This window comes from Blastococcus sp. SYSU DS0828 (assembly GCF_054050975.1).
Window position 1 is genome coordinate 128,727 of the sequence record NZ_JBJHAK010000003.1, and the last position, 24,812, is coordinate 153,538.

Genomic DNA, 24,812 nt, shown 5'->3' on the forward strand with positions numbered 1-24,812 from the left:
GTTCCCGCGCGGATCAGGCGATGTCGGCGACGATGTTCGGCGCACCGCCGCCGAACAGGGTGTTCGCCCGCTGCAGGTCGCCCTCGAAGTCCACCTCGACCGCGGCGTACTGCGAGATGTCGACCGGCCGCACGCGCATGCCGCGCTCGGCGATCGCCGTCTCGATGCCCCGCTCGAAGTAGTCCTCGTGCGAGCAGCTCTCGAGGTGCTCGATCAGCGTTGCCTTGTCGGTCGAGGAGACGTAGTTGATCCCCACCGCCTCGCCCAGGCCGCCGCGGACGATCTTGGAGAGCTCGCGGATGCAGCCGTCGTCGTCGAGGGTGTACTTGACCTCCTCCTCGGCGACGGTGCTGGTGTCGACGCAGACGAAGCTCTCGTCCGCCGCGATGCTCGGCAGGGTCGCCTCGAGCACGGCCGGGTCGAAGACGACGTCCCCGTTGAGCCACAGCACGCCGCCCTCGCGGGTCGTGCGCAGCCCGCGCAACAGGCTCTTCGACGTGTTGGTCACGGCGAAGTCGGGGTTGTACGTGAACAGCAGGTCCGGGGCAGCCTTCATGATCCGCTTGCTGCGGTAGCCGACCACCGCGGTGATCGACACGTCGGCGCCGAGGACGGCACGCAGGCCGTCGAGCTGGCGCTGCATGATGCTGCGCCCGTCGTCGAGCCGGGTCAGCGGCTTGGGGTCCTGCCGCCCGAGCCGGGTGCCCATGCCCGCGGCCAGGATGACGACCTGCACCGACGACGTCAGCGGGCGCCGACCCGTGGTGCGGGTGGCGGAGGGGGAGCTGCCCCGACGGACAGCGTTGAGGACGTGGTCACCGGTCCGCACGGACATCATCTCCCTCAGGGGTGGTGCTGGTGGTGTGCCCGGACGCGGGTGCGCCCGGGAGGAGCAGGTCGAGGACGCGCTGCGCGGCCGCGCCGTCCTCGAGGTGGCAGAACATCTCCTGGAAACGGGCGTAGCGCTCGGCGTAGTCCGATTTGATGCCGTCGACGTCGGCGATCGCCGAGACCAGCTCGCGGCTGTCGCGCACCAGCGGGCCCGGGGCGACGTCCTCCAGGTCGAAGTAGAAGCCGCGCAGCTGGTCGCGGTAGTTCTCCAGGTCGTAGGTGTAGAACAGCAGCGGCCGGCCGGTGATCGCGAAGTCGAACATCGTCGACGAGTAGTCGGTCACCATCAGGTCCGCCGCCAGGTACAGGTCGCGGATGTCGGGGTGGTTGCACACGTCCCGCACCGCGGACCCGTCGACGATCTCCAGCCGGTCCATGACCATGTTGTGCAGCCGCAGCAGCAGCACGTGGTCCTCGCCGAGGCGCGCGGAGAAGTCCTCCAGGTCGATGGCGAACTCGAAGTCCTTCGACGCCGCCTTCTCGAACACCAGGTCGTCGCGCCAGGTCGGCGTGTAGAGCACCGCCGTCTGGCCCGGCTCGATGCCGAGGTCGGCGCGCACCTGCGTGCGCAGCTCCTCGCGCCGTGGGCTGCAGAGCAGGTCGTTGCGCGGCAGGCCCGTCTCGTGGATCGGACCGGTGAAGCCGAAGGCCTTGCGCAGCCGCTCGGTGGTGACCGCGTTCGGTGACAGCAGCAGGTCCCAGCGGGCGATGTCCTGGTCCAGGTAGGCCAGGCGGCCCTCCGGCGCCCACAGCACGTCGTTGTGGATGCGCTTGAGCATCGTGCCGTGCCAGGTCTGGAGGTACGTCGTGCCCGGCCGCTTCTGCCAGTCCAGCGGGATGTGGTCGTTGGAGATGACCAGGTCGGCCCCCTCCAGCGCGGCGATCGACTCGGGGCTGCCGAACGTCAGCGTCTCGACGTCGGCCGGGAAGGTGGCCTGGGTGTGCGGTGCCGACAGCCATGTGTGGGTGGCCTCGACCCCCCGCTCGAGGAGGGCCTCGTAGAGGGCGCGCGGACTGTCGGAGAAGTGCCCCCGGAAGGCGACGTAGACGATGTTCACCGGGCCGCTCCCGTCAGCGCGTCGCCGGTCGTCGGTCCGCCGGCCAGCACCGGGAGGACGAGGTCGGCCAGCTCCTGCCAGGACTCGACGACGGTCAGCGCGCCGGCCGCCAGCAGGGCCTCGGCGCGCGCCGCGCGCTCGTGGGGGAGCACGAAGAGCAGGTTGCCGATCGTGGGGCAGCCGGCACCCACGGCCGATCGGACCCCGGCGACGGCGTCCTCCACCGCGAGCCCCTGCTCGGGAGCGATGCCCAGGGCCGCGCAGGCATGGCGGTAGACGGCCGGGTCGGGCTTGCTGGTCGGGACGGGGAGCGAGTCCTCGGCGCTGTACCGGCGCGCGGGCGGGATCAGCTCGTCCAGCCCGGTGGCGGTGAAGCACGCGGCCAGCCGGGACAGCGCGCTGGAGCTGACCGCGGCGAGCTCCAGCCGGCCGGCCAGCGCCCTGAGCGCCGCCAGGGTCGGCTCGTGCGGTCGCAGCGTGGCACCGAGGTGCTCGGTCACCGCCCGCCGCTCCTCGGCGACCCAGGGCTCGACGTCGACGTCCGTGACGCCCGCCCCGGCGGCGAGCGCCAGCGCGGTCGACCGGAAGTTCATGCCGGTGGCCGCGTGGCGCAGCTCGTCGGCGCCGTACCGGCGGTCGACGCCGACGGAGGCGAGGAAGGCGTTGGTGACCTCGGCGGAGGCCTCGAACGCCGGCTCCTCGGAGGGGAAGAGGTTGCCGTCGGCGTCGCAGAGCAGGTACTGCACCCGCTCGATCAGCGTCGGCGGAACGGTCGGCACCAGCTGGGCTCCCTTCGGGGACGGGGTGGAGGAGGAGGCGCCGGTCACCGCGGCAGACCCGCGGGGCCGGGTGTCCGGGCGGCCACGGTGGCCCGGACCCCGTCGCGGTCGAGGGCGGTCAGTACCTCCCGCAGCTCGGCCACGAACGCGGAGTCCTCCCCGAGGTCCCCGAACAGCGCGGTCTCGCCCAGGAGCGGCCGCGGGTCGTCGCCCCCGGCGCGGGCCAGCGACTGCAGGCGCTCGGCGAGCGCGTCCTCGACGGTGAGCGGCCGGCCGGCCTCGTCGGTGCCCCGCAGGAACCGGAACCAGCCGGCGACGGCGAGGGTGAGCAGGCCGTGCGGCCGCCCTTCCGCGAGCGCCTGGCGCAGGGACGGCAGCAGGTGGTGCGGCATCTTGGTCGAGCCGCGGCGGCACAGCCGGGGGAGCCCGTCGGCGATCGCCGGGTTGGCGAAGCGCTGGAGCAGCGTGCGCTTGTACTCGGCGAGGTCGATGCCGTCGGGCGGCGGCAGCAGGGGAGTGACCTCGTCGTCCATGAGCCGGGTCACGTAGCCGGCGAACACCGGGTCGGCCATCACCTCGTCCAGGCTCGCGTGCCCGGCGAGCGAGCCCAGGTAGCCCAGGGCGCAGTGGCTGGCGTTGAGCAGCCGGGTCTTCATCAGCTCGTAGCGGCCCACGTCGGGGACGAACCGCACGCCGACGGCGTCCAGCGGAGGCCGGCCGGCGGAGAAGTTGTCCTCGATCACCCACTGCGAGAACGGCTCGGTGATGACCGGCCACCGGTCGTCCACGCCGTAGCGCTGCGCCACCGCGGCCCGTTCCTCGGGGCTGGTGTGCGGTGTGATCCGGTCGACCATGCTGCTGGGGAAGGCCACGCGGTCGGCGATCCAGCGGGCCAGCACCTCGTCGCGCAACTGGGCGAACCCGACCACGGCCGCCCGGGCGGCGTCGCCGTTGCGGTGCATGTTGTCGCAGGAGACCACGGAGAACGGCTCGAGACCGGCCCGCCGGCGGCGGTCGAGCGCCTCCACGAGGTAGCCGAAGACCGTGCGGGGGGAGGTGGGCCGACGCACGTCCCACCGGATGTCGGGATCGTCGGCGTCGAAGAGCCCGGTCCGGGGATCGAGCCGGTAGCCGCTGTCGGTGATGGTGAGCGACACCATGCGCGTGCGCTCGTCGGTGAGCAGGTCCAGCACGGCGACGGGGTCGTCGGGTGCGAAGTGGTAGCCGACCATGACGCCGACGACGCGGGCGCGCTCGCCGTCGGGGCTGCGCTCGACGACCGTGTAGAGGTGGTCCTGCGGGGCCAGGGCGTCCTTCATCGTGCGGCTGTGCAGCCCGACACCGACGACGCCCCAGTCGTCGCTGATCCGCCGCTCGGCGAGCTCGTCGAAGTAGAGCAGCTGGTGAGCGCGGTGGAAGCCGCCGACGCTGAAGTGGACGACCGCCGGGGTGAGCGCCGACCGGTCGTAGGTCGGCACGCTCAGCTGGGCCTCGTGGAGCGGCAGGGTGGCGTCGGTCAGCGGGTGGATGTCGGCTGCCGCCACCACGTTCGGGGCGCCGGGATCGGGCACGAGGGCGGGCGCTGGATGCCCGGCCGCCGCCGTCCCGGCGGTCGTCTGCAGGTGCAGGAGCTCGGCCTGTGACATCGCGTCCCTCCTTCTCGGTCTGTAGCGCGGCGGATGCGACCCGCCCCGGTTCCGGGGGCGGGTGGATCAGCAGTACACGGGTGAAACTCGGTGCCGCGCAAGGCCGGGCGCCGCGTAGCGGGAGCGGTGCGCACCGGGGCGGCGCGGATGCTTCACGCCAGAAGGAGGCAATGCCCGTTTCCGGCGCGGCGCAAACTGCTGGCAGTGTGCCGTGGGCGTCCATGATCGCCGATCACTGATCCGTCCTCACGCCCGGGGTCGAATCACACGGTTGTCACTCGAAAACGGGGCTGCTGTGGCGCCCGGGGCGTGTGGTGCGGCTCGTCGCGGCGTGTCGCGGACGACGCGCCGAACGCCTGGTCACGGATGCGTCACGGAGTGTTTCGATGGAGGTGCCCGATCGGGGGCGCGCACATCCAGGAACGCGAGACGGACAGGGTGCATGGACGCTGGTATCGGCCCGGAGGCCCGCACGGAGCTGCTGGCGGCGGTGCGGCCTCGAGCCGATAGAGCGGCCGGCGGCCGTGGCCGCCGGCGCGCACCCCGCGCGCAGGCCCGGCGCAGCCCGGCGCTGCTGCTGGGGTCGCTCCTCCTCGGCGGCGTCGTCGCGGCCGGGGTGAGCCTGCAGGGCGCCCCCGCGGCCGAAGCCACCTCCGTGCTCGCCGCCCAGACCTCGCTGCTGACGGCCGAGGAGCGTGTCGAGGTGCTGCCGCAGGCCTCGATCACCGTCGCCGAGGCGCAGGCGCGTCTCGAGGAGGTCGCCGCCTCGCGCGCCGAGCGGCAGGCGGCCGAGGAGGCCGCAGCGGCCGCAGCGGCCGCCGCCGCGGAGGCCGCGCGACCCAAGGCCGTCCTGCCGGTCGCCGGCGCCCGGCTGACCAGCGGCTACGGCAGCCGGTGGGGGACCTTCCACTACGGCATCGACCTCGCGGCCCCCATGCGCACCCCCGAGTACGCCGCCGTCGACGGCGTGGTGCTGCGCGCAGGATCGGCCAGCGGCTTCGGCCTGGCGGTCTACATCCTCCACGAGAACGGCGACGTCACCGTCTACGGCCACATGGACAAGATCCTCGTGGAGCCGGGCCAGTACGTGGAGGCGGGGGAGACCATCGCGCTGCTGGGCAACCGCGGGCAGTCGACGGGGCCGCACCTGCACTTCGAGGTGCACAAGGGTGGCCTGGAGGGCAAGCGGGTGGATCCGATCGCGTGGCTGGCCGCGCGCGGCGTCCGCGTCTGAACCACGGGCGGCCGTGGTCTGATCGCGGCGTGGCCGACGCCGTCGAGGACACCAACCGGCGGCTGCTGCGCGCGCGGGACGCCATGGACCGCGACTACGCCGAGCCGCTGGACGTCCCGACGCTGGCCCGCCTGGCCCACGTCTCGCCGGCCCACTTCATCCGCACCTTCCGGGTGGCGTTCGGGGAGACCCCGCACCGCTACCTGCAGCGGCGACGGGTGGAGCGGGCGATGTTCCTGCTGCGCGCCACCGACCGCAGCGTGACCGAGATCTGCATGGACGTCGGGTTCTCGAGCCTGGGCACCTTCAGCCGCGTCTTCCGCGACATCGTGGGGGAGTCGCCGAGCGCCCATCGCCGGCGCGGGCCGCTCCCGCCGGTGCCCACCTGCTTCGCGATGGCGTGGGCCCGGCCGGCGACGGATCGAGCATTTTCGGAGAAGCGGTCGCCGGTTCCGGCTCCCTAGCGTCCAGCCCATGCTGACGACCATCTCCATCACCCAGATCTACGTCCCCGACCAGGACGCCGCCCTCGACTTCTACGTCGGGAAGCTCGGGTTCGAGGTGCAGACCGACATGCACTTCGGGCCCATGCGTTTCCTCACCGTCGCGCTGCCCGGCGATCCCGGGCGGGCCGTGCTGCTGGAGAAGCCCGGGCCCCCGGCGATGAGCGAGGAGACGGCCGCGCAGGTGCGCGAGCTGGTGAGCAAGGGGGCGGCCGGCGGTCACCTCTTCTTCGCCTGCGACGACGCGTGGAAGACCCACGCCGAGCTGAAGGAGCGCGGCGTCGAGATCACCGAGGACCCGGTCGAGCAGCCGTACGGCATCGACTTCGGCCTCCGTGACCCGTTCGGCAACCACATCCGCGTCGCCCAGATGACGCAGGGCTGAACGCGGCCCGCCACGCGGTACACCGCGCCGACCCCCTCCGTCGGCCCCGCCGCCCGGCCCTGTACAGTCGTTCCCGGCCCGGAGGAAGTCGCCGGGCCGGGATCGGGGCTGTGGCGCAGCTGGTAGCGCACCACACTGGCAGTGTGGGGGTCAGGGGTTCGAGTCCCCTCAGCTCCACCCCGATGACCAGGCCGTTCCCCTTTCGGGGAACGGCCTGAGTCGTCTCTGGTTGCAGTTGTGGTTGCAGTTCGCCCACCCTTACCTGGCAGCAGCAGGGTGCCCATCCGGTCGGCGGCCTCGCGGGCCAAGGCCGGCATGACGTGGCTGTAGATGTCCATCGTCGTGCGCATCTGGCTGTGGCCGAGGAGCTCCATGACCACTCGGGGGTGCACGTTCTCGCTGAGCAGCAGGGTCGCGGCGGTGTGCCGCCCGTCGTGCAGCCGGACGTGGCGGACGCCGGCGGACTGCAGCAGACGGGTCCAATCGTCGTAGTCGGTCTTCTTGTCGATCGGCCGGCCGTTCGGCTGGGTGAACACGAGGTCCTCGTCGTGCCACTCAGATGCGGCCAGCATCCGTTCGCCGAGCTGGGCGGCCTTGTGCCTATGCAGCTCGGCGACGAGCGGCATCGGCAGGGCGAGCGTGCGCTGGCTGCGGCGCGTCTTGGGCTCCTCGTAGATCAGCCCGCCGCCCCGAACCCGGTGGATGCTGCGCCGGATCGTCAGCGTGCCGGTGAGCAGGTCGATGTCCTTCCACTGCAGCGCCAGCGCCTCGGACTGCCGGAGGCCCAGCGCCAGCGCAACGGTCCAGCGGGCGGAGTTGCGCACATGAGCCGCGGCTTCGAGGACGGCGCGGGCCTCGCCGAGGTCGAGGGCGGTGGCGATGTCGCTCTGCTGCTGGGCGGGCGGATCGACGAGGCTGGCCACGTTGCGGGGAACGTGCCCGCGCTGGACGGCGACGGTGAGCGCCCGGGACAGGATGCGGTGATGGCGCAGCACGGTGGCGGGGGAGTAGCCGGCGTCGAGCAGCGCGGTGTAGAGCTGGTCGAGCTGCTCCGGTCGCAGCCGGTCGAGGCGGTGCCGGCCGATGCCGGGGATCAGGTGCTTGCGGACGGCCGACTCGTAGCTCTCCAGCGTCCGCTGTCGCACCCGGCGCGGGGCGATGGTGGTCAGCCAGTGCTCGAGCCACTCGGCGACTGTCGGGGTCGACGTCTCGCCGACCGTCCCGGAGTCCCGCTGGCGTTCGAGCTCTCGGACCTTCGCGACCACGACGCTTCGGCTCTTGCTGCTGACGTGCCGACGGTCGAGCTTGCCGTCGAGCCTGAACCCGACGGAGACGTAGCCGTGCCAGCGCCCGTCGGCGCCCTTGTAGATCGTCGACTCACCGTTCGACGCGCGTCCCGCCATCCGCTACCCCTCGGCGCTCTTTCGGAGGCTGAGTGTCCTGGGGCGCTGAGATAAGGGCCAGGCGCGCTGTGGATTCACGCGGCATCAGGGAAGGGATGTGGACGGAGCGGGGCAGCCTCGAGCCGGCGGACGTAGCGGTCGAGCTCTGCCTGGGAGATCCGGCAGCTGCGGCCGATGTGCACGGGGCGCAGCTCCCTGCTCTTCATGAGCGCGTAGACCGTCGTGCGACCGATGCGGAGGACCTCCGCCGCCTCCTCGGGCGTGAGGAGAAGCCGTTCGGCCGCCATGACTTCGCGGAGCGGCTGCGGGTCACCCATGTCGACATCTCCCGGATCAGTGGCGTCGCTGCTTGAAGACTGCTGCACGACGGTGGGGGAGCGGCCTCCCGAACATCTCCTGTTCCTCTCCAGTGGTGCGCACCGAGCGGTGACCGCTGCCGACTGGAGACGCGGGCACATGCCCCTCGATACTGCAGAGCTCCTGAAGCATCGGTCAGTGCAAGTGGGGAGCGCCGGTGAGGTGGGCGCGTCTCCGGTAGACCTCCAGTACGGGCTGCAGTGCCCGCGCCAGGGCAGGCAGATCGCGGTTGTAGACGCGCCCGTCGTTCAGCTGGTCGGCGAGCTCGCCGAGCAGCCGCGGCCAGTCACGGCGCGTGGGCACGAGGGGTACTTGGACTTCGACGCGCCGCTCGACGACCTCGACGGCGGACAGACCGGAGGCAGCGGCCCTGGACTGCTCCCATGCCCGGTGTCGACAGGTGGCCGAGCACCACTTCGGGATAGGCCCTCGTCTTCCCGGCGTGATGGGTCCACCGCACCACCCGCAGGCCGTCGCCGCGGTCCTTCGCTCGGCACCGTGCACGTTCGCTGCGGCCGGATCTGAGCGGGCCGTCGGGGTCGTTCGCTGGGCTTGCTGGCGCCGTTGCCGCTCGCGCTCCCGCCGTCGCGTTCGGTATTCGGGGGTGCCGCTTGTTCCCATGCCATCAAGGCTGCGGACGAGTCTTCAGTATCCCGTCACCACGAATCGGCAGACCTCAGGTGCATGAGGTGTGTCGCCTTGTGATCTAAGAATCTCCAGGTGGCTGAGGAGTGCGCCAGCCGGGAGGCGACATGAGCCTCGCTCGGCGCCGTTGAGGACTCGAAGCCGGTGTTGAAGGGCTGACGTCGGCAGCATCGTGACGCTGCACGGGAAGTGGTCGGCGAGTTGCGCGGCAGTCCGCAGCGGCGCCGCTATCCGTGCAGTTTCGGCGGCGGCGCTGTCCCGGAAACCGCCCCGTCACCGGGCATGGTCGCGGGCGGGTCATACGGGACTGCCAGCAGCTGGCTCCCGACTGACCTGCAACATCACCGTTAGGGGTTCCTGTTACGGAACGCGCGGATCTGCCGATGAGCGGCTAGATGTCACGGCGCGAGCGGTGCCGGTCGCGCTGCCGAGGCTGTGGTCGCCGCGGCAGCGCCACGACTCGTTGTCACGACAGGCGGCTGCACGACGAATAGGGAGATTCGAGGTCCCACTATGCCAGCATCGCCACATGACGGCAGGACCTGAGCTAGCGCCAGTCTCCGAAACCTCGCCAGCCCAGGCACAGCAGCATGCGGGCGCACGTTGGTGGAGCGTCGACATTCACTCTCACTCGCCCGCGTCGTTCGACTACGGCGGTCTAGAGGGCAGCACCACCGTCGAACCGAAGCCGTCGTTCAAGGCGTGGCTTCAGGCCTACATCGCTGCTGGCGTTGACGGCATCGTCGTAACCGACCACAACTCTCACGAGGGGATCGAGCCAGCCCGACAGGCTTTGGAGGAGCTGCGCCGGGAGGCGCCCGAGCTACCGCCGTTTGTCATATTCCCGGGTGTTGAGATCACAGCAACTGCCGGAATCCACATTCTCGGGGTGTTTGACCCGGCGTCCGACGCGGACATCGTCAACCAGGCGCTGACTCTTTGCCGCTACACCGGCACTCGCGGGGCGAGCGACCAGACCGCGAACAGGACGGTAGCCGACATCGCTACTGAGATCGCGAACCTGGGCGGACTCTGTGTCCCCGCGCACGCTGACCAGTCCCGAGGCATCTTCAGCATAGACGAGCGTGAACTAGCGGCTCTGGCCGCCTGCCCACACGTGCTAGCGGTCGAGGTCGTAGACGACGCGCACGTCGGCACTGCCGACAGGTACGGCTGGGTCCCGGTCCTCGGCTCTGACGCCCACCATCTGACTGCGGACTCCTGCCCACCAGGAATCGAGCCGAAGGCACCCGGAACGCACCTGACCCTCATCAAGGCGGAGAGACTCGATCTGGATGGCTTACGGCTTGCCTTGACCGACCCAAGCGAGTCGGTACGTCGGTGCCGGAGAGGTTACGACGATCCGAACGCAACCAGCCATGGACACATCAATCGCGTACAGGTTATGCGGGGCGACGTTGCCGAGGCGTACAGCTTCGGTCCTTGGATGAACTGCCTGATTGGTGGACGCGGGGTCGGCAAGTCCACCCTCATAGAGCTGCTTCGCTTGGCACTCGGACGTAGTCACGAGCTCGAAGGCTCTGTCGCTGAAGACCTCCGGCGGTTCAGCCCCAATGCTGAAGCCGGTGAACGCTGGTGGGACGACGAGACGCGCATCATCGTTGATTACACGAAGGATCAGCGGCAATTGCGAGTGAACTGGTCCGGGTCCAACCCGGGCAAGCCGGACCTGCACCTGTGGACAGGCGAATCGTGGGAGGAACAGTCGGGTCGGGCGGTCGACCGAGCCCCGATCCGCATCTTCAGTCAGAAGCAGATCTACGAACTTGCGACGTCACCTCAGAGCTTCCTCGCGATCCTGGACGACATGCCGGCGATCCGGCGCAACGAATGGGATGAGGAGTACGAGGAGCTACAACTTCGGTTTAGAGGGGAACGCAACAAGCTTCGCCAACTGGTTGCCGAGACCGAGAAGGCGGAACGGATCCGTGGGCAGCTGCAGGAGGTCCAAGGCAGGCTGCGGCACCTAGCCGAGCTTCGAGCAAGTGACGAGTACCAGGAACTCGAAGCGGCCGAGGCCCGCATCAGGGACGCAAAGGCCGCCGAGGAGCAGGCTTTGAGGCTGGAGCAGCGGCTGGCTGCCGATGCCAACACGTTGCGTAGTCTCGTCGCCGACGACTTGCGGGTGACCGAGTTCGACGCGCGGGCCGCAAGCTTTGCCTCTGCCGCTGATCTCGTGGAGCAGGCGTCTGCGACCCTGTCGGCTGCAAGGGCCGCTTGGGAGGCTCAGGACATGGCTTCGCGCTGGGACAACCGAGTCGCGGAGCTCAACACGTGGCTCAGTGAGCAAGGCGGATCCACCAGAATCTCCGCTGAGCAGACCCGCGCTGATCGGCAACGAGAGGCGGAGCTCGAAGCGGAACTTCGCGAGGTCGAGAAGTCTGAAGAGAGGCGTCAACAGCAGCAAGCGGTCATCGACGAGATCCTGGCCGAGATCTCCTCGAAGCGGACTGAGCTGTTCACCAGACGGCGCCAGTACACAGGGCAGCTCAACGCCACGGCGGACTCCCCCACCAAGGTGGAGGTTCACCATCAAGGGGACGTCGAAAACATTGGCGAGGAGCTGCGAAGGCTTCTCAACTTCCCGGACTCCTTCGAGTCGGCGTTCAGCAAGGACGGCATCGCCGGTTCGTTGTTGGGCCACCAACCTAAGAACCCGCGCTTCCCAGAAGAGGTGGCGGTGTTCAAGCAGGCACTCGTCGAGTTCGTCCAGACAGGACCGGATTCCGGGATCGGACAGGCCATCATTGTCGACCGTCGCTTCTATACGCGACTCGGAAACGCCGACAGCTTCGACCTAGTGACCAATATAATGTTGTGGTTCCCGGAGGATCTCGTGTCCGTCCGCTATCGCCCACGTGACGGGCACGGCTACATCGCCGTCGACCGGGGCTCTCCTGGCCAAAAAACGGCCGCCTTGCTCACGGTGATACTTCAGATGGGCACTGACCCACTGGTGCTCGATCAGCCAGAAGACGATCTGGAGAACAAGCTCATCAGGCACCTTGCTGTAGAAACTCTCAAGAACATCAAGAGCCGTCGTCAGCTCATCGTGTCTACCCACAACGCCAACATGGTCGTTACGTCGGCTGCGGAGAACATCCTCGTTCTCGAGCATGGCGAAGTAGTTCCGAGAATCGAGGCGGAGGGAACACTTCAAACGTTAGGGGTCAAGGACAACGTCTGCGAGATCCTCGAGGGCGGCGAAGACGCCATCACAACTAGGTTCCGCAGACTCGTTGGGCCAACGGCCGTGTAGCGCGAGCCGATCCGGACCACACAGAGTCGACCGGCCCGGAGGCTGCGCCACTATGCCACCTTCGCGTGCCACCACGTCCGCTCATGCCGCAGAGAGCGTGCGTTCCGGTGAGGGATCCCCCTGCGGCGCACCGCGCGAGGATGCCCGCGAGGGACAGTCTCGGTGTTCTGAGCTACCGCTTCTCCGGTTCACTGACCGTCGCCGGTGGCCAGTCGGCTTACGGGTAGGGCGGGGCCGGGTGCCACCCGCTCGTGCAGCGGGCCATCTTGACGGCACGCACACCTGCAGGCGCTACTGAGGCACGTGACGACCTCGCGACCGACCGCGACCCCATAGACCCGGGTGAGGGGTGGAGTCGCTGCTGGCACTGCGGCCGGGGGACCCAGGGCGGCAACGCGGGCACTCCGAAGACCCAGAGATTCGTGGCTACGTCACCTGGGCGAAGTGCCGCAATAGCGACCTCAAGGAGTACCGGCTCGCACTCCCTGACCCCGGGACACTGACGGACCCAACCGTCGAACACCCACAGATGACCCGGCTGGCCTTCGAGCGAAGCCCCGACTGGCTGGACGACGAAGCCCCCCGTCGATGGGGCGCCTCACTGGTCTGCTGACAGCCTACGAGGCGTCCGCCTTGGCACGCTCTCCGAATTTCTCGCGATCCTGCCGTCGCTGGTTCACTCGTGAGGTGGTGCGCTTGCGCCGTGAGGACTCCCGGTTCCGGCCATCGACGGCGGAGCTAGCAGCGATGCCCTGGAACACCGACGATGACGAGGACCCGCAGCTGCCTGAGTCGTTCGGCTGGGGAAAGCAATGGGACCGCCTCGGCGCGCCGGCGGCTGCCGACGAGCTGGCGGGATGGACAACGCCCAGCTACGCCCCGTATGCCGCCTGCCATGCCCGTTGGGCGTGGTGCTGGCTTCCTTACTGGTGTCGCTCGGGCGGTGAGCGCCGACCTTCAAGGGACCCGTTACAACGCCTTCCGCCGCCTGAGATGCAAGACGTGTGTCGCCTCGTGATCTTGCTGATCTCCAATGCTGGCCGCGAGGCGTCTTGCGTGTCGACAGTCGCCAGGCAGCGGGGTGGAATCCGTGCCAGGCGTCGCCGTGAAGGGGTGTTTCTGAAGGTCAATTCAGGGCACCCCATCGGGCGCCCGGTGAGGGAATGCGCACGCTCCCTCAGTAATCAGGGACACGATCTCGGTCACGTGAGCGAAGCGATCCTGGGGCGGCCCGGCCAGTCGTCCCGGAACAGCAGTCGCCGACCTCAAGGCCTGAGTCGTGCTGACTCCAAGTTAGGCCATGATCAGGAGTGCTCATGCGTTTTCCATATCCCTCACATCTCTGGCCATCTCGACCTTCGCGCAGCCGCGCCCGAGGATGAGATGGGCACCGATCCGGCACCATCCTCACGGCCCTCGGCGCCAAGTCGTCGCGACGCCGATCGCGTCAGCAATCGGTGTTTTCGCTCGCCGCTCCCCGAATTTGCGCAGAAGGGTGCCGTACGGCGACTGCTAGCAGTTCAGAAACGGCTGGCACGCCTGAAGCCTTGCGGAGTCGCGATACTACTGCTGCCGTGCTCCGCCTTCCCCCCAAGTTCAACACACGAGAGAGTGTCGTGACGGCTTCCTGCGACGCTCGTCCGGCAACGATCAGTGTGCTTAGGCCACTGAGTGCTGCATCGCGTACTGTTTCGTTTGCATCGCCAGCTAGGGCCAAGAGAAGCTCGGATTCCGCTTCGTCTCCGAAGCGCTCGATGATGCGTGCGCTCGCAGCACGGTGGGCTGCATCTCCCGCAAGGAGTTCCCGGACTACCTGTCTGCGCGATGTCGCACCTGTTAGAGCAGCGACGGCTTCGGCTGCCAGGCTTCGAATATCCCCTCCATCCAGGAAGTCCGGCATTGGCGCTCGGTCTCGAAGGGCTGATATATGCCCAACGAGTTGCTCTTTGACATCATCGGGAAGAGTGGACCCTCGCGCGGCAAGCACATTAAGGGTGCCGGAATGCTCTTTGGGCCACACGTGAGGTGCGGTCAGTAGCGCTTCGATGCGATCCCATCGTGCGCTAGAGGGGTGCCAGACGCCGAGAAGGGTCAAGGCATGACCGGGGTCGAGTCCACCGCCGCTGTGCATGCCTTTCGCTGCATCCTCGATGAGGGTCTCGATGACGCCGCACAGGCGATCGACGAGAGCGTCCACCGCGTCAGCGGGAAGCGTCCGGACGTCTTCAACCGCGTCGAGGATGATCAATTCTCCGGCGCGGGCGCGGCGAAGGATCTCCTCGCGGCTTTCTGGTACCGCAGGGGAAGCGACTGCCAAGTACGCCTCGCGCAGGTAGGCAGCGTCGTGTTTGCTTCGGTCTGCCGCTCGTTGTCGATCACCCTCGCGCCAAGCCGGCGCCGGTATCGCGCGGATTAGGCGTGCAAGTGTCTGCGCAGTGCCGTCGTCGGTTACCGGAGGTTCGTCGAGGAAGTAGTCGATGACGCTGCGAAGCGCGTCTTCGCCCATCGACCAAACCAGGGACTTGATCAGGTCAATGATTTTGTAGTGCAGAAGGAACGTGGGTCGAGCGCGCTCAAAGTAGTTCTGCGGGTCCTGGAGCGTTGCGAGTGCCCAGGCGCAGACCTCGTCGGCCTTCGCCTGTTCGAGTACGTCGCCGGCCGCGGTCAGTAGTTCGATATCCGTCAAGGCTGTCGTTCTGGTTGATCTAGGCAAGCTGACTTTGTTGGCCGCGATTCGCGCTGCCAACGTCGGACCCCTGTCGACAATGTGTCGGGTTGCGCGTTCGGCGCCCTTTGAGTCGCCTGAGAGCCGCAGGAGGGTTAATCGATTGGCTACCGTCTCGGGATCGCTTGTGGGGTCAGTGGCGATGAGAAGGTGCTCCGCACGTGAGCCGGTCGCACTGCGCCAACCTTCATGATCTCCGGCGCATGACGCGAGCAATGCTGCCGACAACAGGCGCCTGTGGGCAGAGTCAGAACCTCCGATCCGAATCGACGTATCCTCACTCCAAGTCCGGAATGCTTCGGACAGGTGAGCGGAGAGACCGTTTGACAATCCCTCCGTTCTCCACCACGAAGCGGGGTTGTCGCTGCGTTGGATGATGTTGGCAATGTCGCCCCGGAGCCAACCTGCGGCCCTGAAGGACGTTCGTGCGCAGGCACCCGCGATGGCCGCGCTCGTAACGTCCAATGGCGCCTCGCGGTGGATGCGTTGAGTCTTCATCGCAAGGTCGAAGGCCTCTTCATGCCGGCCAGTCTCCAGGAGTGCTCGCGCTTGCTGAGCTTCCAGCCATGCATAATCCACAGAGGAGTAGTCGTCATGTTTCAGCGAGTCGAGGAGCACTAGTAGAGCGGCATCCGGATCGTTCACGTCGAAGTGGTAAGCGCAAGAAAGGGTAGTCGCGGCAGCACGTTCGGCGGGGTCCGACGCATGCTCGACGAGTTGAAGTAGCTCAGTGACCTCTCCTTCGTACACCCAGAGATGCAGCGCAGCAGTGGCCCGCCAGCACCAGTTATCTGCTTCACGCGCTTCGTCGAGGGATAATCCTTTCCACGTGGCGTCATCCCGGGCGAGCGCAGGGAGGTTCAACGGATTCAAGATCCGCTCAAGCTCACTGCGGAGGAGGACCTGCATGGCGAGCGCTTCGGGGCCAGTGATGGAACCGGGCGTTAGATTCGGGTGGGGCGCGATGAGTCGGGGAGTTACGAGTGCATGACGGATCTCGTCTGTCGGCGAGAGATGCACGGCGCCGGTCCACGCAGTCCCGACCCAATTGGGGGCCGGGAGCTGAATCAGGGCGACATCCGACAGAGGCTCGTTGTGGTCCGCATCAACGGTTTGCGAAGCCGGTACGAGAATCTTAGCGCCCTTACCAGTTGAGACCACACGGTCGGGGGTGACGTGAACCCAGTACGAAAGGTCCTCGCCTTGGTTGCGAAGGATCACCACGTGCGGTAGGGCGTGGCGGAGCCAGTAATCGAAATGTTCACGGCCGTCTTCAACGAACCACCACCCGGTGATCTCGCCGTCGGCACTCTTCTGCGGAGAGCCGAAATATGAAGGCCCAGTCTTGACCTGGGCACCCATAACGGCACCAAGCTCGTATCGACGAGCATCCCTCGGTCGCAGATACAAGTCAGTACCCGTGTCGTGCCGACTATCTATTACACCGCCCCAGCCCAGGCGCTCAAACTGGGCTAAGACCTCGGACTCTCCTGACGTGCCTGTAGCTTCGTTTTTCGGAGCTCGCATATATACCGCCGTCTCGAAGATCCGTCAGAAGGCCATCGCGTCCGGCCTCTAATGATGGCGCGCTCGCCGCCGGGACAACGCGCAACCAGGGGCGCCATGGTCGAGGCGGACCTCGCTCATCCCCTAGTCCTGTACAGGTCCAGCGATGACCCAGGCCCTCCACGCCAGTTGCCAGCAACGGACAGTGATGAGGAGTCAACCGAAGTCACGGAAGTCTCACAAGCACGGAGGCGACGTTCGGGACTGCTGCACCATGGTAGGTGTCCCGGGGCGCGGTCCGGAGTCGGCAGCGGACCGGCGACGTGGGTCGGTTTCGGGGGTTAGCGTCGGTGTGTGGGGAAGGGAGCACGGTCACGAAAGCTGACGCGGCAGCGGGTGGTACCCACGAAGCCGCCGCAGGAGCTTTGGGTCTCGCGCCGCGCCGGTGCGCGAAACGTCGCGGGGGTCAGATACCAGCTGCGGTTGACGGCGACGCTTCTCGTCCGGGCGGCGCAAGGAGTGTTCCCGGCGACAGCGCTGACACCGGAGGGACTGGAGGACGTCGATACGGTCCCCACCCCGGGCGCCGGGCGGCAGTATGTGCAGGCGAAGGAACAGGCCTCGGCCGACGCTTTTTTGGGACCGGGAGACCTAGCCGACTTCCTGGCTCATGTCGCGCCGGTGCTCCGCGACGATCCCGACGCCACGGGGTGCCTGGTCACTAACGGCGGGTTCGGTGGCGGTCTTATGGCTACGGGGTGGGACGAGCGCCTGGAGCCGACGCCGGATGTAGTGGCGAACATCGCCTCAGTAGTGGACGGCGTGGGCGAGGCTGAGGTAGCGGCGCTCCTGCGAAGAGTTCGCTTGGTCAGCGACGCGGCCGACCTCACAGTAGCGGCGATGGATCTTGCTGATCTTCACGGCATCGATCCAGCGGTGGCGCACCTTGCGCTCGACCGGTGCCTAGTGGTGGTGACGGACGTGTCCGCGGAGCAAGCGAGCCGGCCAGCGGAGCGGCCGGTGACGCTCACGCTAAGCGAGCTGGATGTGTTCGTGGACGCTGCTACGCGGACGGTCGCGACAGCCGCAGTGCCGATCGATCAGCTGCGTCGCGTCGTCGCGCCGTTGACGTTCCGGCTGGAATCCGCTCTGTCGGTGGAGGATTTCCTCAGCGGCGTCGACGTGCGACCTGAGCACATCGCGGCCGGGCTTGACGTCGCGCGACGAGACGAGTTGGAGGCGATTGCGGACGGGCTGACTGGCGATCGCCTGGCGCTGATCCTGGGGCCGAGCGGTGCTGGGAAGTCGGCGCTGCTGTGGCGGGCCGCGGCAGAGCATGCGCAGCGGATGCGGGTCTGGCGAGTGCATGCGCTTGCCGAGGCAGACGCGGACCTGCTCGTCGCGGCAATCGATCAGCAGCGCCCCTCGAAGTCGTTTCCGCTTCTGGTCTGTGTGGACGACATCGGCCGGGCCAGCCGTGCGGGGTGGCGGCGGGCCGCGGAGGCGTTGCTGGAGATGCCAGGCGTGTACATCGTGGGAGCGGCGCGCGAGGAGGACTTCGGCGTTGCCGACGCGCTGCGGCGAGCGGTACTTGTACGCCCGACCCTGACGCGGCAGGCCGCGAAGGATATCGAGCGGCGCCTTCGCCAGCGCGGAGTCCGTCCGGTGATGGCGATCGACGAGGCTTGGGGCCAGGCGCGCGGTCTCTTGATGGAGTTCCTGCATCTGGTGGTTGCGGGGCGTCGGCTGTCGTCGGTGCTGGCGGAGCAGGCGGCCGAACTTGAGAATCCTGCGCGGGCGACGGAACTTGCTGTGACGCGCTATGTGACAGCGGCGCATAGCGTCGGCCTGGATGTGGATCCGGGCACGCTCCTGCAGCGGGCCGGGGGCGCCGATCTCGCGGCGGCATTGAGCCGGCTGAACCGGGAGCATCTGATCGTCGAATCCAAGGCCGGCACCTGGACGGGATTGCATGAGCTCCGGTCGGCACAGCTGCGCGCGCTGTTGCACGAACGGCCACCGCCGCGCATCGCCGACACACTCGCAGCAGTCGTAAACGACGGTCCCGCTGCTGCGGTCGCGTCCCGGCTGCCAGTCATCGTCCGAGAAGCAGGCGACCGTGTGGCGATCGCGGACGCAGTGACCCGTCGGGTCGCCTCGGCGGGCGCGGAATCGGCACAATGGCTAGAAGCAGCGCGGCTGGCCGATGTGGCCGAACATGCGCGCGCGTGCGTGCGCGTCGCCCGGACACTGCAGCTTTCGATGAATCTCGGGCAATGGCTGACACTGGCAGTCGGGTCGCGGTTCGCTGGGGTGGACCTATCGATCCTGCCCGAGACATTCCATCAGCAGGCGGCCGCACTGCCCGCCCCCGACCCCGCACTGTTCAAGCGAGCCGTGGCCGCGGTCGACGAGGACGAATGGCTGCGGCGGATTACGGCTGCCACGCCCGAAGACGGTGCGCGCCTACTTGAGGCGTTGGAGACCGGCGTGGCCTGGACGACCGGGGCCACAGCGCGCCTCGCGGCCGCGGCCCCTACCGGGGACGTACGAGTAGCCCCGCGATGGATCGCCAGCGCGCATCGCGCATGCGCAGACGACGCTGCTCGAGCCGCGCTCCTCAGAGCTCTGCCGCCGCCAGCTGCCCGGCTCGAGGCCCTACGGGACGAGTGGCCGCTGCTCATCGACGCGGAACTCGACCACGCCAGCGGGACCGTGCGGACCAGGTTCATCCACCCCATCGACGGGACACAGTCGCCCGAGGCGCGCGCTGCCGAGCTCGCGGCGACGGTGCTCGATCTGCTGCCCGAAGCACGCGTGGCGGAGGTGACCGTGGCGCGCTACGACGGCGCCGACCTGCCGATCCTCGGCCGGACTGGGCCACACAAGGCAATACCGCGCGAGAACATGCCGCCGCAGGTCGTGACCCGATGGAACCGCGGGTTCAACGACTGGGTGCAGCGCGAACTCTCCTCCACGTCGCTGACCGCGCGGCTGCGGCAGCAGGCCGCGGCCGTCACGCTGGCCCGCGACGTAGTGCTGACAATGGTTGAACGCCTACTGCGGCCGGGCGACGCCGACCGGAAACACTTGAGGCGATGGGAGCAACGTCGCGAGCAGCTGCAGCGCGACGCCGCTGCGCTCGGTGCCATGCCGGCGACCGAACTGGTCATCCTTGCGCCTCTTGGCACGCCGCCAGGCAAGCGCGGAGACGACGCCGCACAAGCATTGGAAACGGCGGCCTCGGCTGCGCAGCAGTTCTCAGCAGCCGCCGCAGACCCCGACGCGGCCGCGAGTCGTCAACGGATGCGGCTCATCGGCTCGCAGCTACGAGACGCCGGTGAGCACTTCCGCGCCGCGGCCGCTACCGGGGCTGCGCGACTAGCGGGCGAGCCGGATCCGCTTGACCCGACCTTCACCGCTGTCCTCGACGACGCTGCGGCCGTTCTGATCGGGTTCGCCGACGGCGCCACGATCGACCCTCCGCCGGAGCGGCTGACGGAGGACGCCCTTCGCGACGCGGCGGCCGCCGTTCGCGACCGGCAGCTGCGCGACGAGCGCGAGCTGCTCCGTCAGGTGCTCGCCGACGTCCCCGGCGCCTCCGTCGACGCCGCCCGCCCCGTCAGTTCCGGCACGAAGCCGGGCATGGTCGCCGAGCCTCGCCGATGGCTGCTGCCGGTTGCGCCGGCGGCTCATGCCGCAGTCGTCGAAGCGCTACTGCGGCTGGTGCGAGCTGCGTCAAGCGCGCACCCTCTCGCATTCCGCGTCATCGCCGCCCCCGCGGAGGCAGGCGTCCTGTACAGCTACACCGCGACAGTGATCGGAGCCCGCGACCCCTTCCCGGTCATCGACGTCGACGAGCTGCACGAACTTGCACAACAGGCCAGGCTGCCGGTGCGACCCGGCCGATTCGTCGCGGAGACCGCCGAGATTATCGGCGCACTCGTGCGGGCATCGCGGGCGGCGATGGCCGCGGCTCTGCTCTCCGGGACGCGGCAGGAGCCCGAGCTCAGGCAGCAAGCCAGTGATGAGCTCCAGCGGGCCCGAGGACTGCTCAGTACCATTGACATTCTCGAGGTCGCGGACCCGCTTAGGCGTATCGCCGACGCCGTGGCCTCCGGTGCTAGCCCCGGCACCCTCGCGCTCGAGATCGACGACATGCACACGCACGGCACGGTCGGCCCTTGCTTAGCGGCGCTCGAGGTGGCCGTCCAGGCTGCCGCCAGCGCATGATCCGACTCAGCCGTCGGCCGAGAGGCGTCGAATGATGGCGCGCAGGTCAACGACTGAGGCGGTCACCGCTCGTACAAACGGCCGGTGCCCTCGGGGGCGCTGGCGATGCCCTTGCAGTTGCAGCCTGGCTGAGGCATTCGCCTTCAACGGTCAGCCGTGACGTTCGAACCTGGCTCCGGCCCTGCCCGCTTGCGCCCCGCTCGACTGACTGGACCCGGTCACCGTCGGCCCTGCTGTTGGTGAGGACTCCTATGGTGCGAAGGGTGACCGAGTATGAGCGGCCCAGCTTCGTTCGGCTCGACCCCTACAGCTCCACGCCGGGCGTGCCGACCGTCCTCGACGCCGACGCTCTATCGAGCAGTATCCGCCACCACGCGTTGAATGACTGGCCGTCCCGCATCGCCCGGTTCAGCGAGCGCGGCAGTTTGCCGGTGCTGGCCTCGGAGCACGTCTACTGGGAGGTTTACAAGGGTCTTCCCAAGCACGCTGCGCAAACAGGCTTGTCCATCGACGCGCTGCGAGCCTGTTTTGAGACGGAGTATCTCCCGAATATCCGCTGGGTTCGCGTCGCCAGCGGCTTTGGACATGACGAACGCGTCCTGCTGGTCACCGACGTGAGCGACGTGCCTACAGCTCACTTAGCGAGTTTGATCGCGCCGTGCGTGGTCCTGTCGGAGGACAAGTCACTGCGTCGTCCCGGTTTTGCGGGCAATCAATGGCGCGAAGTCGCTGGCGCGACCGCGGCGGTGGCCGAGACGCTCGCCCATCAACAGGGGTTAGCTCTCGGCGTCAGCTTCCCTACTATCGGCTCGTTCAAGGCGGCCACAGCCTTCAGCCGGCGCATCCAGCTCCCAGGCTGGGTCGGGGCCCTGGCCTTGGTCGGGGGGAGTGGTATGGCTGCTCAGGGACAGTCGGCGGCGAGAGGTTGCCGGACAAGTTGTCACGCCGCTCCTTGACGAGTTCTCACGTCTCCAAGACGAGCAGCAGCGTGCCCTCGCCGACCTTGAAGCCGTCGTGCTTGAGCCTGCGCAGCAAGCCGGGGTCAAGCAGATGATTGCCACGATCCTGGCTCGGGCTGACGAGCCGGCTCTTGCCGTCGACATACATCGAGCAATGTCGGACCACTTTCCGGACGCTGAGGGACCAACCCTCAATCTTGTCCGGCAAGTGCTCACCGAGGAGCCAGAGTTCCTGCACGGCCAGCGCTATCGGTGGCAGCTTGGGCGGCGGCTGAAAGCGTTGACTGATAGTCAGCTGACCGCATTCCTGCGGGCGCATGGCCTCGCGTCAGGCCAAGCCAACTAATCGGGCGCTGCGCAGAGTCTCGGTCGAAGGAGGTCGACGCGATGCATCTACCTGTCTCCCGAACTCAGCGGCCCCTGACGCCGCCGCCCCCTGGTTGCATTTCTGGTTGCAGTCGAGGTCATCCGGGGCCGGACGGCGTAGTTCGCGATAGTCAATACGTCCAGCTCAATCGGCTTGTGGAACGACCGCGAATCGCTACGAACGCGATCATGACGGCCTGGCAGTGTGGGGGTCAGGGGTTCGAGTCCCCTCAGCTCCACCCGATCGAGCAGGCCGCCCCTCCACGGAGGGGCGGCCTGCTGCGTTGTCGGGGGCGGGGTGCGCACGGATGCCTGCGTGACGCGCGTAACCCCTGGTGAGGTCGCGCGTTGTTCCGCGCACACACCCCTCCCACCCGATCTGGAGGAGACGTGCGCCGTCTCGTTACCTGCATCCTCGCCGCCGTCGCGGTTCTCGCCGGCGTCCTCGTCGCACCCACGGCGCAGGCCGCGCCGGCCCCGCTGAGGTACGTCGCCCTCGGCGACTCCTACAGCGCGGCCTCCGGCGTCCTGCCGCCGGACCTCACCGCGCCACCGCAGTGCCTGCGCTCGACCCGCAACTACCCGCACGTCATCGCCGGCGCGATCGGTGCCCGGCTCACCGACGTCACCTGCGGCGGCGCGGACACCGGCGACTTCTTCGCCGGGCAGTACCCGGGGGTCGCCCCGCAGCTCGAGGCGCTGAGCCGGGACACCCAGCTGGTCACCATGACCATCGGCGGCAACGACAGCGGGGTCTTCATCAACTCGATCATCGCCTGCAGCACGGCGGGCCTGTCCACGCTCGGCAAGGGCAGCCCGTGCAAGGACCGGTACGGCAGCTCGTTCGCCGACACCGTGCGCACCACGACGTTCCCGGCGCTCGTGGAGACGCTGCGTGCCGTCCGGCAGGCGGCGCCGGGCGCCCGGGTCGCCATCCTCGGGTACCCCTGGATCGTGCCGGCCAGCGGCAGCTGCTTCGACCGGATGACCCTCGCCGAGGGCGACATCCCCTACCTGCGCGAGCTCCAGGCCACCCTCAACGACGCGGTGAAGCGTGCGGCATCGATGTCCGGCGTCACCTACGTCGACCTGAGCCGGGTCTCCGACGGGCACGACGCCTGCCAGCCGATCGGCGTCCGCTGGGTCGAGCCGGTGCTGCAGGGGACCAACGCGGTCATCGTGCACCCGAATGCGCGGGGCGAGGCGGCGATGGCCGCGCGCACCATGGAGGTGCTGCGGCTCGACCGCCGCTGAGCCCGGCGTCCGGCGGCCCGGCGGGAGCGGTCCCGGCCGGGCCGCCGGCGTCAGCTCGGGAGGGCGCCCAGCTCCGGCTCGGGCACCCGGCCGGTGCCGTGCCGGCGGGCGAGCCGCGCGGCCGTCGGCATGGCGGCGTAGCCGTTGGTCAGCCGCGCCCGGGCGACCAGCGTGCCGGCCCGGTGCTCGGCGATGCTGCGCAGCACCTCGTCGAACTCCGTCGTCACCACGTAGTGGGTGCCGTCGACCAGGTGCACCACAGTGTCGGCGTGGTGCTCGATCCGCTCGATGTGGTCGGGGTCGACGGCGAAGTGCTCACCGTTGCGGCAGGTCACAGCGATCACGAGGTGGTCCTTTCGCACCCGTCGGCCCGGGGACCGGTGGGCCGGCCCGGAAGTCGGTCCGGCACCGAGACCATCGGCACACCGGGGGCGCTCCTGGAGCGCGGGCCGCGTGCTACGTCCCAACGGGTGATGCCGCAACCGGTCAGAAGCCGAAGCGCAGACCGAGCCCGCCGAGGGTGACCAGCACCAGGACGAACACGAGGGGGAGCTGGACACCGGCCGGTGACACGGTGTCGGACCGGAGAGCTCAGTCGGAGCCGCGGCCCTCGCGCCAGTACCCCATGAAGGCCACCGACCGGCGGTCGACACCGACCTCCTGGACGAGGTGCCGCCGCAGCCCCTTCACCACCCCGGCCTCTCCGGCGAGCCAGGCGTAGACGCCGGAGGAGCCCGGCGCCGCGGTGTCCTCGGCCGGGACCTCCCACAGGATCCCGGCGTCGACGTCGACGTCGGCCAGCTCGGGAGCCGGGGCGGGGGAGAGCAGGTCGCCCAGCTCGCGCACCGCGTCCAGGACGGCTCCGGTGAGCAGCTGCCCCCGCGGCGCGGCGGGGGCGCCGTCGGCGGGCCAGCGGGGGAGCCAGGTGATCTCCACGCCGGCCGGCGCGACGACGTTCAGGGCGTCACCGGCCGTCGGCACCTCCAGCAGGACCTTGGTGCGCCGGCCCGCGGGCAGGCTCTCGACGATCGCGCAGATGGCCGGCACCGCGGTCTCGTCGCCGGCGATCAGCAGGCAGGAGGCGTCGGCCGGCGGGTGCCACTCGAAGCCGCCGGTCTCGCCGGGGAACCGGGCGTTCGGCGCGACCAGGACGACCTCGTCGCCGGCGGTGGCCTGCTCGGCCCAGGCCGACGCCGGGCCGGTGGCGCCGTGCAGCACGAAGTCGACGTCGACCTCGCCGCTCTCGCTGCGCAGCGCCCGGATCGTGTACGTGCGGATCGGCATCTGCCGCTCCGGCGGCAACGCCCGCCAGGCGCCGTACCAGTCGTCACCGGCCGGGCAGTCGAGGATGCCCCGGCCCGGCAGCGGCAGCATGACCTTGATCCGCTGGTCGAAGCCGTTGGACGCGAGCGCGGCCATCTCCGGACCCGTGAAGGTGACCCGGAGGAAGCTCGGGCTCAGCCGCTGCACCCGCGCCACGCGCACCGGGAAGGTGCGGTAGGCGGGGATCTGCGCGGTCTCGACGGTCACGGCGTCTCCCGGGCTGGGCAGGTAGGGGCGTCTTTCGACTTAGGCTAGCCTCACCTGG

General features: G+C 68.8%; 17 protein-coding genes, 1 tRNA gene and 1 pseudogene. 8 read left to right on the forward strand and 11 right to left on the reverse strand.

Annotated elements, in window-relative coordinates; all coding sequences use genetic code 11:
• Positions 1-13: 13 nt before the first annotated feature.
• From ACI79Q_RS03550 to ACI79Q_RS03565, 4 genes are read right to left on the reverse strand one after another with little or no spacing between them, the layout of a single operon-like run.
• The gene (locus tag ACI79Q_RS03550; RefSeq protein WP_456596796.1) at positions 14-829 is read right to left on the reverse strand and encodes a phosphocholine cytidylyltransferase family protein; all 816 of its coding nucleotides are present in this window, start codon (positions 827-829) and stop codon (positions 14-16) included.
• A complete protein-coding gene (locus ACI79Q_RS03555) occupies positions 816-1,949 on the reverse strand; it encodes a CDP-glycerol glycerophosphotransferase family protein (RefSeq protein WP_456614171.1) in 1,134 nt (377 codons plus the stop codon). The genes ACI79Q_RS03550 and ACI79Q_RS03555 overlap by 14 nt, the downstream gene beginning before the upstream one ends.
• Entirely contained in the window at positions 1,946-2,728 is a 783-nt protein-coding gene (locus tag ACI79Q_RS03560) for an HAD family hydrolase (RefSeq protein ID WP_456614172.1), read from the reverse strand. Before ACI79Q_RS03560 ends, ACI79Q_RS03555 begins: the two co-directional genes overlap by 4 nt.
• Positions 2,729-2,772: 44 nt before the next feature.
• The gene (locus ACI79Q_RS03565) at positions 2,773-4,374 is read right to left on the reverse strand and encodes a mannitol dehydrogenase family protein (RefSeq protein ID WP_456598919.1); all 1,602 of its coding nucleotides are present in this window, start codon (positions 4,372-4,374) and stop codon (positions 2,773-2,775) included.
• Between the two features lie 442 nt (positions 4,375-4,816).
• Here ACI79Q_RS03565 and ACI79Q_RS03570 point away from each other — a divergent pair, with 442 nt between their 5' ends.
• From ACI79Q_RS03570 to ACI79Q_RS03585, 4 genes are all read left to right on the forward strand, one after another.
• Positions 4,817-5,608 (forward strand): M23 family metallopeptidase, encoded by a 792-nt coding sequence (locus ACI79Q_RS03570; RefSeq protein WP_456614173.1) that lies wholly within the window; start codon positions 4,817-4,819, stop codon positions 5,606-5,608.
• A 29-nt stretch (positions 5,609-5,637) separates the two neighbouring features.
• The gene (locus ACI79Q_RS03575) at positions 5,638-6,072 is read left to right on the forward strand and encodes a helix-turn-helix domain-containing protein (protein ID WP_456596792.1); all 435 of its coding nucleotides are present in this window, start codon (positions 5,638-5,640) and stop codon (positions 6,070-6,072) included.
• A gap of 10 nt (positions 6,073-6,082) precedes the next feature.
• The gene (locus ACI79Q_RS03580) at positions 6,083-6,496 is read left to right on the forward strand and encodes a VOC family protein (protein ID WP_456587419.1); all 414 of its coding nucleotides are present in this window, start codon (positions 6,083-6,085) and stop codon (positions 6,494-6,496) included.
• 104 nt (positions 6,497-6,600) lie between these two features.
• A tRNA-Ala gene (locus ACI79Q_RS03585) sits at positions 6,601-6,673 on the forward strand.
• A 200-nt stretch (positions 6,674-6,873) separates the two neighbouring features.
• Here the strand turns inward: ACI79Q_RS03585 and ACI79Q_RS03590 are convergent.
• From ACI79Q_RS03590 to ACI79Q_RS03600, 3 genes and pseudogenes are all read right to left on the reverse strand, one after another.
• Positions 6,874-7,899: pseudogene (locus ACI79Q_RS03590) on the reverse strand (tyrosine-type recombinase/integrase); the annotation flags it as partial.
• Positions 7,900-7,973: 74 nt separating this feature from the next.
• On the reverse strand, positions 7,974-8,216 hold the full coding sequence (locus ACI79Q_RS03595; RefSeq protein ID WP_456614174.1) for a helix-turn-helix domain-containing protein: 243 nt from the start codon (positions 8,214-8,216) through the stop codon (positions 7,974-7,976).
• Positions 8,217-8,391: 175 nt separating this feature from the next.
• Positions 8,392-8,559, reverse strand: coding sequence for a hypothetical protein (locus tag ACI79Q_RS03600; protein WP_456614175.1), 168 nt, complete (start codon positions 8,557-8,559; stop codon positions 8,392-8,394).
• 871 nt (positions 8,560-9,430) lie between these two features.
• On the opposite strand from ACI79Q_RS03600, the gene ACI79Q_RS03605 reads away from it, so the two are divergent.
• Positions 9,431-12,181, forward strand: a complete 2,751-nt coding sequence (locus tag ACI79Q_RS03605) for a TrlF family AAA-like ATPase (protein WP_456614176.1) — start codon at positions 9,431-9,433, stop codon at positions 12,179-12,181.
• 1,447 nt (positions 12,182-13,628) lie between these two features.
• On the opposite strand, the gene ACI79Q_RS03610 is transcribed toward ACI79Q_RS03605, so the two are convergent.
• A complete protein-coding gene (locus tag ACI79Q_RS03610) occupies positions 13,629-16,433 on the reverse strand; it encodes a DUF4365 domain-containing protein (protein ID WP_456614177.1) in 2,805 nt (934 codons plus the stop codon).
• Between the two features lie 462 nt (positions 16,434-16,895).
• Here ACI79Q_RS03610 and ACI79Q_RS03615 point away from each other — a divergent pair, with 462 nt between their 5' ends.
• Both ACI79Q_RS03615 and ACI79Q_RS03620 read left to right on the forward strand, forming a co-directional pair.
• Positions 16,896-20,645 (forward strand): P-loop NTPase, encoded by a 3,750-nt coding sequence (locus tag ACI79Q_RS03615; RefSeq protein ID WP_456614178.1) that lies wholly within the window; start codon positions 16,896-16,898, stop codon positions 20,643-20,645.
• Between the two features lie 263 nt (positions 20,646-20,908).
• Positions 20,909-21,601, forward strand: a complete 693-nt coding sequence (locus ACI79Q_RS03620) for a hypothetical protein (RefSeq protein WP_456614179.1) — start codon at positions 20,909-20,911, stop codon at positions 21,599-21,601.
• Between the two features lie 7 nt (positions 21,602-21,608).
• Here the strand turns inward: ACI79Q_RS03620 and ACI79Q_RS03625 are convergent, their stop codons facing one another.
• Positions 21,609-21,923, reverse strand: coding sequence for a hypothetical protein (locus ACI79Q_RS03625; RefSeq protein WP_456614180.1), 315 nt, complete (start codon positions 21,921-21,923; stop codon positions 21,609-21,611).
• 437 nt (positions 21,924-22,360) lie between these two features.
• Here ACI79Q_RS03625 and ACI79Q_RS03630 point away from each other — a divergent pair, with 437 nt between their 5' ends.
• Positions 22,361-23,224, forward strand: coding sequence for an SGNH/GDSL hydrolase family protein (locus ACI79Q_RS03630; protein ID WP_456614181.1), 864 nt, complete (start codon positions 22,361-22,363; stop codon positions 23,222-23,224).
• Between the two features lie 50 nt (positions 23,225-23,274).
• On the opposite strand, the gene ACI79Q_RS03635 is transcribed toward ACI79Q_RS03630, so the two are convergent.
• Together ACI79Q_RS03635 and ACI79Q_RS03640 are read right to left on the reverse strand one after the other, a co-directional pair.
• Positions 23,275-23,568, reverse strand: a complete 294-nt coding sequence (locus ACI79Q_RS03635) for a flagellar FlbD family protein (protein WP_456614182.1) — start codon at positions 23,566-23,568, stop codon at positions 23,275-23,277.
• A gap of 247 nt (positions 23,569-23,815) precedes the next feature.
• Positions 23,816-24,754 (reverse strand): siderophore-interacting protein, encoded by a 939-nt coding sequence (locus tag ACI79Q_RS03640; RefSeq protein WP_456614183.1) that lies wholly within the window; start codon positions 24,752-24,754, stop codon positions 23,816-23,818.
• Between the last annotated feature and the right edge of the window lie 58 nt (positions 24,755-24,812).